The 12,919-nt window shown below is 39.0% G+C and carries 14 protein-coding genes; 3 read left to right on the top strand and 11 right to left on the bottom strand.

Translation table 11 applies throughout. The annotated features are described in order from the left end of the window. Window positions 1-36: 36 nt before the first annotated feature. From tehB to ybeY, 10 genes are all read right to left on the bottom strand, one after another. The gene (gene tehB / locus QM382_RS03080) at window positions 37-897 is read right to left on the bottom strand and encodes an SAM-dependent methyltransferase TehB (protein ID WP_414272401.1); all 861 of its coding nucleotides are present in this window, start codon (window positions 895-897) and stop codon (window positions 37-39) included. A gap of 14 nt (window positions 898-911) precedes the next feature. After that, entirely contained in the window at window positions 912-1,379 is a 468-nt protein-coding gene (gene smpB, locus QM382_RS03085; RefSeq protein WP_001051741.1) for an SsrA-binding protein SmpB, read from the bottom strand. Further along, the gene (gene rnr / locus QM382_RS03090; protein ID WP_414272402.1) at window positions 1,342-3,684 is read right to left on the bottom strand and encodes a ribonuclease R; all 2,343 of its coding nucleotides are present in this window, start codon (window positions 3,682-3,684) and stop codon (window positions 1,342-1,344) included. Before rnr ends, smpB begins: the two co-directional genes overlap by 38 nt. Window positions 3,685-3,778: 94 nt before the next feature. Next, window positions 3,779-4,012: a preprotein translocase subunit SecG gene (gene secG / locus QM382_RS03095; RefSeq protein ID WP_000282517.1), complete on the bottom strand. Its 234-nt coding sequence runs from the start codon at window positions 4,010-4,012 to the stop codon at window positions 3,779-3,781. A 39-nt stretch (window positions 4,013-4,051) separates the two neighbouring features. Then, entirely contained in the window at window positions 4,052-4,201 is a 150-nt protein-coding gene (gene rpmG, locus QM382_RS03100; protein ID WP_007519517.1) for a 50S ribosomal protein L33, read from the bottom strand. Window positions 4,202-4,284: 83 nt separating this feature from the next. Further along, window positions 4,285-4,878: a dephospho-CoA kinase gene (coaE, locus tag QM382_RS03105; protein WP_414272403.1), complete on the bottom strand. Its 594-nt coding sequence runs from the start codon at window positions 4,876-4,878 to the stop codon at window positions 4,285-4,287. Beyond that, window positions 4,878-5,702 carry a DNA-formamidopyrimidine glycosylase gene (mutM, locus tag QM382_RS03110; protein WP_414272404.1) on the bottom strand — a complete coding sequence of 275 codons (825 nt, stop codon included), beginning with the start codon at window positions 5,700-5,702 and terminating at the stop codon, window positions 4,878-4,880. The genes coaE and mutM overlap by 1 nt, the downstream gene beginning before the upstream one ends. Window positions 5,703-5,750: 48 nt before the next feature. Further along, window positions 5,751-6,650, bottom strand: a complete 900-nt coding sequence (gene era, locus QM382_RS03115) for a GTPase Era (protein WP_414272405.1) — start codon at window positions 6,648-6,650, stop codon at window positions 5,751-5,753. A gap of 17 nt (window positions 6,651-6,667) precedes the next feature. Continuing rightward, window positions 6,668-7,063 carry a diacylglycerol kinase family protein gene (locus tag QM382_RS03120; RefSeq protein WP_178895118.1) on the bottom strand — a complete coding sequence of 132 codons (396 nt, stop codon included), beginning with the start codon at window positions 7,061-7,063 and terminating at the stop codon, window positions 6,668-6,670. Further along, complete coding sequence (ybeY, locus tag QM382_RS03125) at window positions 7,044-7,541, bottom strand: rRNA maturation RNase YbeY (RefSeq protein WP_178895119.1); 498 nt, start codon at window positions 7,539-7,541, stop codon at window positions 7,044-7,046. The genes QM382_RS03120 and ybeY overlap by 20 nt, the downstream gene beginning before the upstream one ends. A 104-nt stretch (window positions 7,542-7,645) precedes the next feature. Here ybeY and QM382_RS03130 point away from each other — a divergent pair, with 104 nt between their 5' ends. Together QM382_RS03130 and QM382_RS03135 are read left to right on the top strand one after the other, a co-directional pair. Further along, window positions 7,646-9,298, top strand: coding sequence for an NFACT family protein (locus QM382_RS03130; protein ID WP_414272406.1), 1,653 nt, complete (start codon window positions 7,646-7,648; stop codon window positions 9,296-9,298). A gap of 62 nt (window positions 9,299-9,360) precedes the next feature. Continuing rightward, the gene (locus QM382_RS03135) at window positions 9,361-10,221 is read left to right on the top strand and encodes a YitT family protein (protein WP_036754697.1); all 861 of its coding nucleotides are present in this window, start codon (window positions 9,361-9,363) and stop codon (window positions 10,219-10,221) included. 62 nt (window positions 10,222-10,283) lie between these two features. Here QM382_RS03135 and nox read toward each other — a convergent pair whose 3' ends face one another. Next, window positions 10,284-11,663: a H2O-forming NADH oxidase gene (gene nox / locus QM382_RS03140; RefSeq protein WP_414272407.1), complete on the bottom strand. Its 1,380-nt coding sequence runs from the start codon at window positions 11,661-11,663 to the stop codon at window positions 10,284-10,286. Between the two features lie 318 nt (window positions 11,664-11,981). Between nox and QM382_RS03145 the strand changes: the two genes are divergently transcribed. Beyond that, window positions 11,982-12,902 (top strand): FAD:protein FMN transferase, encoded by a 921-nt coding sequence (locus QM382_RS03145; RefSeq protein WP_303405138.1) that lies wholly within the window; start codon window positions 11,982-11,984, stop codon window positions 12,900-12,902. Window positions 12,903-12,919 lie beyond the last annotated feature (17 nt).

The raw sequence follows: 12,919 nt of genomic DNA on the forward strand, positions 1-12,919 counted from the left end.
AATAGAAAACGACTGCTCTCTATTCCTTTTTTTCATTTATTTTACTTTTTTAGCCAACATAGTCGCAAAGCGTAGTTGAATACGATTGCCATTCTCATCACGACGATGGAGATGGCCGGGATTTTCATTGTACTTGATCAATTCCCAGTCCTTGTAATAATTTGCCAACTCACCCTCTTTGAAGGTAAATGGGAAATTAACTGAACATGGATAATCTTCTGTATCCATGGCACACACAATCAAATTGTAACCCCCAATTGAGGTTTGCTCCTGCATGTTTTGGATAATAGCCGGAATACGATCTGCTTGTAAAAACATGAGCACAACTGTCGATACGATAAAATCGTAAGTTTGTCCGATGCTTGCTGAATTGATATCATAGATACCGACAGGCATTTCTAAATCTTCTTGCTCCACAATGCTTTGCAAGATTTCAAGAGATAGCTCATTTTGATCTACAGCTGTGACATCAAATCCATGTTGAGCTAGAAAGAGTGCATTTCTTCCTTGACCACATCCTAGGTCTAGTGCCTTACATGGTTTTACTGTATCCATAGCTTCTAAAACTTCCGAATGAACTGGATTAGTATTGTATTTCTTGGGGAAATAATCCTCTGCTTTACAATAAAATTCCAAGTACCATTCCACATCGTCTGTTGCGGCCTCTACTCGGTGCCAGGCTTGAGGTTGTGCCATAGGATTATCAGCACCTGCTTCAAAAAAGTGCTCGGCTAAAACTTCCCCGTCTTCAGTCAACTCAATAAACTTTAGAGTCCCTTTTAATACGGTAATCTTGCCCCAGGTTCCGACCTTAGTATTGTGTTTCCTTTGAACAGCCTCTGGCATGGTGTCTTTATTCCAGACAGGCATACGTTTGTAGGCAACTAGTTTTTCCATATTCTTCACTCTTTCTATCGGTGGTTAACAGCTTTCATCACACGCGCAATATCACGATCTTGCTCACGGCGTTTAATGGACTCCCGTTTATCATAATCGTGTTTCCCTTTTGCAAGTCCTAAAAGTAACTTGGCATAACCATCTTTTATATAGACTTTAAGGGGAACCAGCGTCATCCCTGTCCCTTTAGTTTCTTGCTCTAATTTCTGGATTTGTTTTTTATGAAGGAGGAGTTTACGACGACGTTCTGGTTCTTGATTCCAGATATTGCCCTCTTCATAAGGAGCGATATGAACATTGCTCAGCCAAACTTCCCCATTTTTCACTTGAGCAAAACCATCTTTCAGATTGATACGAGCTGCTCGAACACTCTTAATTTCAGTTCCTGTCAGGACCATTCCAGCTTCTAGCGTATCTACGATTGTATAATCGTGATGCGCCTTTTTATTTTGCGCGACGACCTTTCCCTCGCCCTTTGCCATGCTTAGCTCCTTTCTTTGCTACTTCCTTATAAAAAGGTTTCTTGCTCTTTTTCTTCTTATCTTTTGGAGAGTGCTTGCGATTATCACCTAAACGACCAGCTTTTCTCTTGTCTTCTTTCTTATCGGAACGACGGCTTCTATCCTTACGGCCGGACTGTTTTAATCCTTTCTCAATGACATCAAATTCGCTTGGAATAAAGGAGAAATCGATCTCGCCAGTCATCTTATCGGCTCTTTCGACACGAATACGGATCTGCTGTCCAACTCGGAAAGTAATTCCTGATTTCTCCCCACGGAGGGTTAAATCGCGTTCATTAAAATGATAAAATTCAGGGAGATTTGTAATGTGAATCAAGCCTTCGACTGTATTTGGCAATTCAACAAAAAGACCAAATTTAACGATACTTGAAACAACTGCATCATACTCTTCGCCAACGTACTCTTCCATGTATTCAGCTTTTTTCATGGCTTCGACTTCACGTTCTGCCTCGATGGCACGGCGCTCACGGTTTGAAGACTGGGTAGCAATCTCTGGAATGACCTGTTCAAAATGATCTGCTACATCCATAGAACGTCCATAGTCACGAATCATCCGGTGAACAAGAAGGTCAGGATAACGACGAATTGGGCTTGTAAAGTGAGTGTAGTAGTCTGCAGCTAATCCATAGTGACCGTGATTATGCTCAGAATATCGAGCCTGCTGCATCGAACGCAAAAGCATCATGGACAATACATCCGCATATGGCTCGCCTTCAACAGCACTCATGATGTCTTGAAGGGCTTCCTGGCTTATCTCACTGGCAGTCCCATAGATTCGTAATCCAAAACTTGAAGCGTAATCAATAAACTTCTGAACTTTCTCAGCTTTAGGCTCCTCATGGATACGATAGATAAAAGGTAGGTCCAGCTTGCTGAAGTGCTCGGCAACTGTTTCGTTAGCAATCAACATAAAGGACTCAATCATACGTTCAGCGACACCACGATGACGAAGAACAATATCAACTGGCTTGCCTTTTTTATCAACTAAAATCTTAGCTTCATTGGTATCAAAATTTAAAGCACCACGCTTAATTCGCATACTTTCCAAAGTTTCATGGAGCTTAGCCATTAACTCGATACTAGGAACGATTTTCTTATAGTCTCGTCTCTTCTCCTCATCACCTGCTAGGATATCATTGACATCACTATAAGTCATACGAAAACTTGTCTTGATAACAGTCTGTGTAATCGTATAGTTACGAACACGACCATTTTTGTCAATTTCCATAATAGCAGATTGAGTCAAGCGGTCCACTTGAGGGTTAAGAGAACAGATTCCGTTTGAGAGGCGCTCTGGCAACATTGGAACTACACGGTCTGTCACATATACAGAGGTCGCACGATTGAGAGCTTCCTTGTCAAGAGCAGAACCCTCTGTCACATAGTAGGAGACATCGGCAATGTGAACACCTAGTTCGATATTTCCATTTTTCAATGGTTTGATATGAACAGCGTCATCCAAGTCCTTAGCGTCAGCTCCATCAATGGTAAAGGTAATTTCATCTCTTAAGTCCAGACGACCTTCCAGATCCTTCTCTGATGGTGCATCCGGAACACTCTCCGCTTCTTTGAGAACAGCCTCTGGAAACTCAGATACAATGTCCATTGACTCCAAGATCTCGAGGACATCAATCCCTGCATCTGTAGAATGTCCAACCACATCTAGGACACTAGCGACAAAGAAATCGTGTTTCTTACTTGGGTATTTATCGATAAAGACCTTGAGAACTTCTGTACCGTCTAATTGAATAGCTGGCTTCTTAACGTAGATTGGTTGACTTATCTTTTGATTTTTTGAACGGATGTAACCTGCATACTTGGGTTTTTCCTCATCAAGAACGATTTGACCAACAACCGTCGTCAAACTGTGTTCTAAAGTATCGATAATCTTCGCTTCAGCTGCAGTTCCTTTTTGGCGATCCGCAACCTTCTTGATTACAATTTCAACTGTATCGCCATCAATGGCATAGTTCACATCATTTTTCCCAACAAAAAGATCGTCTTCCTCGCCTTCGAGACTAACAAATCCGAAGCCATTTTTATGGGCATGAAAAGTTCCTTTAAGAGTAATCTCGTGTTTCTTCTTTTGGTCCAAGGTGAGACTACCATCTTCTTCAAAGCGAATTTGGTGTTTTCTCTCCATCAGGGACAAGGTTTTAATGAGCTCTCGAAAGTCCTTGGAACCATCCTTTCCAAGAGCTTGAGCCAAGTCATTGACAGTGACTCGTCCCTTTTCTTTTAAATATTCTTTTATTCTATCTTTCATGTTTTCTTTCTAGATTGTTAAATTTTTTTGGTGTAAATCCTTATTTCTTTAAAAAATAAAAATAGGCAAAGACCTAGTCTCGCCCATTATTTTCTTATCTACTTGATAATACCGTCAATGCTAAGGCAATGGCTAGCCAGAAAAAGACTAAGATTCCTGTCAAACGTTGCATTACGGCTTCAAAACCACGCGCTTTGCTACGTTCAAACAAATCACCTGAGCTGGCATCAAATACATTGCTAGATTGATTTTTAGTTGGTTGCATAAAAATTGCAATCACAATCACAACAGATAATACTAATAAAATGGTTAATAATAGGTTATACATATCAAACTCCTTAAAATCCCTATTATTCTACCATAATTTCTACTTAGATTCAAGATGTAGAGTCACTTTTCTTTCTTTGGGACAATACTTTAAGACTTCAATCTTATCTGGATGTGTTTTGGAGTTCTTACTGGTTAGATAATTCATGCTGCCACAAGAGGAGCATTTTAGATTAATTTTTACACGCACTAGATTTTTTGTATTTGATACTATTTCAATCTAAGATGATTTGAACAAACAATACCAAAATTCTCCTTCCTAACAATGTTGATTTATAGACACATTTCTTCAAACAACTGAACTACTTGAGCTATCAACTGTTCCTGATTCCCATTATTGTCTAGACTGTGACTAGCCAGACTAATTTTTCTTTCTAAAGGCCATTGAGAGTTTAAACGGGATTCAGCTGCTTCTTTTGAAATTTGGTCCCGTTTCATTAATCGCTCCAATTGAACATCACGATTTACATAGACTAGCCAAGTTTCGTCAAACCATGAAGCATAGTTCTGCTCAAAAAGTAGGGGGATATCCATGAAAAAGAGAGCTTCTGTCTGAGCAAACTGATTTCGTAATGCAGCTAACTCCTCACGAATAATCTCACCTTGGGTTCTCTTAGACCATTCCTGCTCTTCTGGATTTGAAAAAATAAGGCTAGCAAGTAAGGGGCGATTCAGTTCACCATTTTCAAGAAGGATTTTCTCCCCAAAATACTCCACTAAAACCTGATAGAGTTGTCCACCAGGTTTTTGTAGTTGGTGGACGACTGCATCCGCATCTACAACTTGAAACCCTTTTTGTCTTAATAATTCTGTGACAGTGGACTTACCTGACGCAATACCACCAGTGATTCCGATTATTTTTCCCATCACTTCCTCCTTTGACACTTAGGACAAAAGTGGGTTCCACGACCACCTAATTGAATTTTTTCGATGATGGTTTCACAACGCGAACAAGCTTGACCCGCCTTGTCGTATACTTGATGAAATTCCTGCATGGTGCCATCTTCTCCAAATGCATTGGTATAAGTGCGAATTGTTGAACCACCCTTTTCAACCGCCTGACCTAAAACATTGATTGTTTCATCATGTACTTTTCTAGCCTCTTGTGCTGTTAAACTATTAGAGGTTCTAGAAGGATGGACTTTCGCTCTCCAAAGAACTTCATCAACATAGATATTTCCCAATCCTGCAACCAAAGTCTGGTCGAGAAGATACGATTTGATTGGTTTTTTAGATTTTTTCAAGGCTAGTTTAAAACTCCCTAAATCAAAATCCTGCTCAGTCGGTTCCGGACCAAGTTTTTTTGAAATAAAGTAAGCTTCTAAAAGCTCAGGAGCAAGCAACTCCATAGTCCCAAACTTACGGACATCCTCATAGACTAAAGTCCCGCCATCCTTAAAATGAATCAACACATGAGCATGTTTGCGTTCTGGCACTTGGTCTGGATAATAAAAATACTTGCCTTCCATTCTCAAGTGAGAGATTAAAACTTTGTCGTCTAAATAGAAAAGTAAATACTTGCCACGACGTCCCATTGATTGAATGACTTGACCGGGCATTTCCTTCTGAAATTCATCCAAATCAGTTTTAATCATCTTGGGGTAACGAATGTCAATGTTTGAAATCTTCTTCCCCAGAATCAATTTATCCAGACCTCGCCGAACTGTTTCTACCTCAGGTAACTCAGGCATAGCTCCTCCTTCTCTAAAAACAAGAAGCAGGCTACTGCCCACCTCTTCTTAATATTCTTTTTCGTTGTAACCAAAATCGGCAAGATCTAATTTCTTATCGCGCCAATTTTTCTTAACCTTGACCCATGTTTCTAGGAAGACCTTGTCTCCTAGCATGAGTTCGATATCTTTACGAGCCATGGTTCCAATTTTCTTGAGCATGGCACCGCCTTTACCGATGACAATCCCTTTTTGGCTGTCACGCTCGACCATAATGGTTGCTCGGATATGAACCTTGTCAGTCTCTTCATCTCGTTTCATAGAATCAACCACTACTGCAACTGAGTGTGGAATTTCCTCACGCGTTAAGTGTAACACTTTTTCACGAATCATCTCTGATACTAGGAAACGTTCTGGGTGATCGGTGATTTGATCTGACGGGAAATATTGGAAACCTTCTTCTAAGTTTTCGCTCAAAATATCAATCAAACGCGAAACATTATTTCCTTGTAGAGCTGAAATCGGTACAATTTCCTTGAAGTCCATCTGATTACGGAAATCATCGATTTGAGCCAAAAGTTGGTCTGGGTGCACCTTGTCAATCTTGTTTACCACGAGAATGACTGGTACGTTAGCAGCCTTAAGACGTTCGATGATCATATCGTCACCCTTCCCTCGTGGCTCGTCTGCTGGGACCATGAATAGAACCGTATCGACTTCACGAAGAGTGCTATAGGCTGACTCTACCATGAAATCTCCAAGAGCTGTCTTAGGTTTGTGAATTCCCGGCGTATCGATAAAGACAATCTGTTCCTTATCGGTCGTGTAGATTCCCATAATCTTGTTGCGCGTTGTCTGCGCCTTGTCACTCATGATGGCAATTTTTTGCCCCATGACATGATTCAAAAAAGTTGACTTCCCAACATTGGGACGTCCTAAAATGGCTACAAAGCCTGATTTAAATGTCATAGTTACCTCTATAATGTTTAAAATAGCAAATCCCAAATCCTAGGGATGAAAATGATAAGTCCAGTCACTGCAGCAAATAAAGACACAACAAGAACTGCACCTGCAGCCATGTCTTTAGCCTTCTTTGCAAGCATATCGAAGTGATAATGGCTAGCCAAATCCACTACATTTTCAATAGCAGAATTTAAAATCTCAAAAGCAATTACTAAAAAAATGCTTAATAGGAGAAATAGCCATTCAATTCTGGAAACTTGAAAAACAATGCCTGCAAGTAGAACTAAGAGAGAAGTCACCGTATGCTTTCTCATATTACGCTCTTCTTTTATGGCAGTAAAAATACCTGTCAGGGCAAAATCTAAACTTGAAAGCAAGTCGCGATTCTTCCATTTTCGTTTATTGTCTTGTGAGTCCATAGGCTGTTAAAATTTCTTCTTGTAAACCGAACATCTCCGCTTCTTCTTCCGGAGTGTAGTGATCATAACCGTTTATGTGTAAAAAACCGTGCACAGCTAAAAAGCCCATTTCACGTTCAAAACTATGACCGTACTCTTCAGCTTGCTCATGCGCTTTATCAATTGAAATGAATAACTCGCCGATATAAGAATCAAATTCTGACATCATTTCTGCTAAGTCAGGATCTTCTGCCAAATCCTCTTCGTCAAAGGTAATCTCTAATTCAGGTTTGTATTCAAGACTAATAACGTCTGTTGGACGGTCAGTATCACGAAACTCTAAATTGAGTTCATGACTGCGTTCATTGGTCACAAAAGTGACTGCCATCTCCTTGTCTTCTTTTCCAATTTTTTTAGCAGCAAATTCCAAAATTTCTTGTGTTTGCTTTAAAATTTCTTCAGAAACCTGACCAGTTTCATCTACCATTTCAATATACATGTGCTTCTCGATTCTCTTTACTTGGCTTTATTATACCATATTTCTATGATTTTATTCTACCTTTTTGATATAATACTATGGAATACATTCATAAGGAGAGAACCATGTCATTTGATGGATTTTTTTTACACCACATGGTTGAGGAATTGCGAGCTGAATTACTAAACGGTCGCATTCAAAAAATTAATCAACCCTTTGACCAAGAATTGGTCTTACAAATCCGTAGCAATCGCCAAAGTCATCGTCTGCTCCTTTCTGCTCACCCTGTTTTCGGACGCATCCAGTTAACAGAAACGACCTTTGAAAACCCTGCTCAACCTTCTACCTTTATCATGGTTTTGAGGAAATATTTACAGGGTGCTGTTATCGAGTCTATCGAGCAGATTGAAAACGATCGAATCGTTGAAATCACTGTTTCTAACAAGAATGAGATTGGAGACAATATCCAAGCCACCCTCATCATTGAGATTATGGGTAAACATAGTAATATTCTCCTTGTAGATAAGTCTAGCAATAAAGTTCTTGAGGTTATCAAACACATTGGTTTCTCTCAAAATAGTTACCGTACACTCCTACCTGGTGCAACGTACTTAGCACCACCAAGTACGGAGGCTCTCAATCCTTTTACCATCAAGGATGAAAAACTTTTTGAAATCCTACAAACACAGGAATTGACAGCTAAAAATCTTCAAGTTCTCTTTCAAGGTTTAGGCCGTGATACGGCATTTGAATTAGAAAATTTATTAACTATTGAAAGACTTTCCAATTTCCGTAACTTTTTTAATCAAGAAACAAATCCATGCTTAACTGATAAGTCTTTTTCTTGTGTCCCTTTTTCAACTAAAATTGAAGGACATTTTTCAAGCTTATCTCAACTTCTTGATGTTTTTTACAAAGATAAGGCAGAACGTGATCGTGTCAAACAACAGGCTAGTGAACTCATTCGTCGTGTTGAAAATGAACTACAAAAAAATCGTCAAAAGCTTAAGAAGCAAGAAAAAGAACTTCAGGCTACTGAAAACGCTGAGGAATTCCGACAAAAAGGTGAATTACTAACGACTTTCCTTCATCAAGTTCCAAATGACCAAGACCAAGTCGTCTTAGATAACTACTACACCAATCAGCCAATTATAATCGCACTTGATAAGGCTTTAACACCAAATCAAAATGCTCAAAAATACTTCAAACGTTATCAAAAGTTAAAAGAGGCTGTTAAATATCTGACTGAATTAATCGAAGAAACAAAATCTACTATTCTTTATCTGGAAAGTGTAGAGACCGTTCTTAGCCAAGCTGGTTTAGATGAAATTGCTGAAATTCGTGAAGAATTAATTCAAACTGGTTTTATTAGAAGACGCCAACGCGAAAAAATTCAAAAGCGTAAAAAGCCAGAGAAATATCTGGCTAGTGATGGTAAAACCATTATTCTCGTTGGACGAAACAATCTTCAAAACGAGGAATTAACCTTTAAAATTGCACGCAAAGAGGAACTTTGGTTCCATGCTAAGGATATCCCAGGAAGCCACGTGGTCATCTCAGGAAACCTCAATCCTTCTGACGAAGTCAAGACGGATGCTGCAGAACTCGCAGCCTACTTTTCGAAAGGACGTCTTTCTAATCTCGTTCAAGTGGATATGATTGAGGTTAAAAAACTCAATAAACCGACTGGTGGAAAACCTGGTTTTGTTACCTATACCGGTCAAAAAACACTTCGTGTTACACCTGATTCCGAGAAAATTGAATCCATGAAGTTGTAATATCAGTCTTATTTTAAAAATATTATTACTTCACTTTTACACAAAAATAGGAGGGGAGCTCAATGCTACGGCATATTAAATCAACTATAACTATTATATTCGGAGCTGCTATCTTCGCCTTCGGACTTACTTATTTTGTTGTTCCACATCACTTATTCGAGGGCGGAGCAACAGGGATAACCTTGATTACCTATTACCTCTTTAATATCCCTATTTCGCTGATGAATATCTTGATTAATATCCCTCTCTTCCTACTAGCTTGGAAAATATTTGGACTAAGATCACTATATTCCAGTCTACTTGGAACCATTGCCGTCTCCGTCTGGTTAGCTATCTTTGAAAAAATTCCTCTTCAGTTTAACCTTGAAGGTGATTTGGTTGTGGTTGCTCTAGTAGCTGGTGTCCTCCTAGGTGTTGGACTCGGAGTTATTTTCAACGCGGGTGGAACAACTGGTGGCACTGATATCGTCGCTCGTATCCTTAATAAATACACCAATATCTCTGTTGGAAAATTGCTTTTTGGACTTGATTTTCTGATTCTAATGTTGATTTTAATCATCTTCCAAGACCTACGTCTTGTAACCTATACTCTCTTATTTGACTTCATCGTTTCAAGAGTTATTGACCTAATCGGTGAGGGTGGATATGCTGGAAAAGGATTTATGATTATCACTCAAAAACCGATGGAATTAGCCGATAAAATTAACAAAGAACTCGGTCGTGGTGTTACCTTTATCTCAGGGCAAGGTTACTATAGCCAAAAGGACTTAAAGATTATTTACTGTATTGTCGCAAGAAATGAAATTGTCAAGATGAAAGAAATGATTCATACAGTTGATCCGATGGCCTTTATCACTATCACGGAAGCTCACGAAATCCTTGGAGAAGGGTTTACTTTCCCAGCAAGAGACGAGGTTTCTTAACCTTAAAATAAAAAAAGTAACTTCAATAGTTGAAGTTACTTTTTTTATTGACATATCATCAATTATTTTTCTGCTGTAAGTGCAGCCATTGTGATGTAGTTGTATGGTTTATTGAAGTGTGGCAAGAAGAATAGGTCTGTCAATGCTAATTTATCAATTGTAACGTGTTCTTGAATTGCAAGTGAGAACATGTGAATTCCCATGCTAATTGCTGAATCACGAGATACCATTTGAGCACCAAGGATTTCACGGCTGTCTTTATCAAAGACAATCTTGATAGCTACTTCATAGTTGTCATGCTTCATAAATTCTGGTTTTTGAAGGTCGTTAAATCCAGTTTCAGTTGCGTTGTAACCAGCAGCTTTTGCTTTTTCAAGTGTCAAACCAGTTGAAACCATGTGAAGACCATAGATTGAGATACCGTTTGATCCTTGAACACCGATTCCTTCAAGCTCATGTCCGCAAGCGTTATAAGCACCTACGATACCAGTACGTACCGCGTTTGATGCAAGAGCAATGTAGCTAGTGTCTTTACGAGCATTGTCATAAACAGTCGCACAGTCACCAACAGCATATACACCTGGGATAGATGTTTCTTGTTTCTTGTCTACAAGGAAAGCACCGTTACGGAAGAGTTCAATCTTACCATCAGCAAGTGCAGTGTTTGGACGGAAACCAACTGCAAGAATAACCATATCCACATCAAATGTTTCTTTGTCAGTGATCAAGCGTTCAACTTTTCCTTCACCTTCGATAGCTTTAACAGTTTGACCAAGTGCCAAACGGATGTTGTGGTCTTCCAAGTTTTTAGCCATCATTTGTGTGAAGTCTTTGTCATAGTATCCGTTCAATACAGTGTCAACGATATCAACAAGTACAACTTCTTTTCCAAGACGTTCGAAAGCTTCAGCAAGCTCAACACCGATGTAACCACCACCTACAACAGCGATACGCTCAAGGTGTTTGCTCTTGTCAGCAAGTTTTTCGATAACTTCTTCTGCATTTTGGTACAACTTAACAAATTGTACGTTTTCAAGAGTTGCTTTGAACTCACGGTTACCTTTAACGATTTCAACGCCTTCGATTGGTGGCAAGATTGGAGTTGAACCAGTAGCAAAAATCAATTTATCATAAGATTCTTTGTGTTCTTTACCTTCTACTTCTGCAGTTACAACTTTGTTGTCGTAGTCAATTGAAAGAACTGGTGAGTTCATGTAAACTTTAGCACCTTTCGCTTCCAATTTTTCTTTGTCAGAGTAGAACAAACCTTCAGGTCCGTCAATTTGTTCACCAATCCAAAGTGCCATTCCGCATCCAAGGAATGAAATGTTTGAGTTTTGGTCAAATACAACGATTTCGTTTTCGTTTCCAAAGTTGTCCAACATAGTGTTGATACATGCAGTTCCAGCGTGGTTAGCACCCACGACTACGATTTTACTCATAAGATAAATCCTACCTTTATTTTTTTATTTACCTCTCAAGTATACCATTATCTGTGAACGTTTTCAAGACTTTTAACCCGTTTGATGTTATTTAAGAAAGTTTTTGAAAGATATATCAATTTGTTTTCAAAGAGTCCTCATTGATTTGGAGCTGTTTTTATTTTTTTAAGCATATTTCTTGACTTTTTGTAAAAAATGATTTGTGAAAACGCTGACTTTATGATATTCTATTTATATGGAAATAGATTATAAATTTTAAATTTCTTATTAATTTAAGATTTGTAGCTATTTCCGAGTGATTCGAAGGGAGTTGATTCTTTGCCTCTTAGTTCATCATCTGAGCGATTAATGGGAACTACGATTACTATTTCCTTAGTACATGAACAAGCCGATAATCTTCTCCGTCAAGCTTTTGATTTGCTCAAGGAACTTGAATTCCGCTTCAATGCTAACAGTACTGAATCTGAATTAATGGAAATTAACTATCAGGCAGGTATTGCCCCAGTTAAAGTCCACCCTGATTTGTTTGAGCTGATTTCATTAGGTCTAGAACACAGTCTAGCTCCTAAAAGTCATCTCAATATTAGTATAGGGCCTTTGGTACAAACCTGGCGTATCGGTTTTTCCGATGCAAAGGTTGCAAGCCCTGAAGAAATTGCTTCAGCCTTACCACTAATAGACCCTCATTTTATTAAACTCGATTCAGTCAATTCTACAGTTTTCCTAGAAAAAAAGGGAATGAAAATTGACTTAGGGTGTTTAGCAAAGGGGTACAGTGCAGATAAGGTTGCAGCTTTCTTAAAAGAAAACGGCGTCACTTCTGCTCTTATCAATCTTGGAGGAAACATCCTCACAATTGGGAACAATCAATCAAAAGATGGACGTCCGTGGCAAATCGGCATTCAAGATCCAAATAATCCACGCGGTAATCACCTGATAACCTTGTCTATTACTGGAAAATCAGTGGTTACATCTGGGATTTATGAACGGCATCTTGCAATCAATGGCAAGGATTATCATCACATTTTCGATAGTGAAACAGGCTATCCTATTGAAACGGATTTAGCTAGTTTAACCATAATATCTGACCGCTCTGTTGACGGCGAGATATGGACCACACGATTATTTGGAGAACGCAGCGCCTCTATTATGTGGCAAGTCGAAAATATTGATGGTATCGAAGCTATCCTCATTGACAAAGATGGACGCTTAGCTTGTTCATCTGGTATCCAACGATAAATCATTAATAATGCAAA

The organism is Streptococcus infantis, assembly GCF_047465185.1.
Taxonomy (GTDB): Bacteria; Bacillota; Bacilli; order Lactobacillales; family Streptococcaceae; genus Streptococcus; species Streptococcus infantis_O.

Coding starts and splice junctions, on each gene's coding strand:
- tehB (WP_414272401.1), bottom strand. CDS start 897: ATGGAAAAACTAGTTGCCTACAAACGTATGCCTGTCTGGAATAAAGAC.
- smpB (WP_001051741.1), bottom strand. CDS start 1,379: ATGGCAAAGGGCGAGGGAAAGGTCGTCGCGCAAAATAAAAAGGCGCAT.
- rnr (WP_414272402.1), bottom strand. CDS start 3,684: ATGAAAGATAGAATAAAAGAATATTTAAAAGAAAAGGGACGAGTCACT.
- secG (WP_000282517.1), bottom strand. CDS start 4,012: ATGTATAACCTATTATTAACCATTTTATTAGTATTATCTGTTGTGATT.
- coaE (WP_414272403.1), bottom strand. CDS start 4,878: ATGGGAAAAATAATCGGAATCACTGGTGGTATTGCGTCAGGTAAGTCC.
- mutM (WP_414272404.1), bottom strand. CDS start 5,702: ATGCCTGAGTTACCTGAGGTAGAAACAGTTCGGCGAGGTCTGGATAAA.
- era (WP_414272405.1), bottom strand. CDS start 6,650: ATGACATTTAAATCAGGCTTTGTAGCCATTTTAGGACGTCCCAATGTT.
- QM382_RS03120 (WP_178895118.1), bottom strand. CDS start 7,063: ATGGACTCACAAGACAATAAACGAAAATGGAAGAATCGCGACTTGCTT.
- ybeY (WP_178895119.1), bottom strand. CDS start 7,541: ATGTATATTGAAATGGTAGATGAAACTGGTCAGGTTTCTGAAGAAATT.
- QM382_RS03130 (WP_414272406.1), top strand. CDS start 7,646: ATGTCATTTGATGGATTTTTTTTACACCACATGGTTGAGGAATTGCGA.
- QM382_RS03135 (WP_036754697.1), top strand. CDS start 9,361: ATGCTACGGCATATTAAATCAACTATAACTATTATATTCGGAGCTGCT.
- nox (WP_414272407.1), bottom strand. CDS start 11,663: ATGAGTAAAATCGTAGTCGTGGGTGCTAACCACGCTGGAACTGCATGT.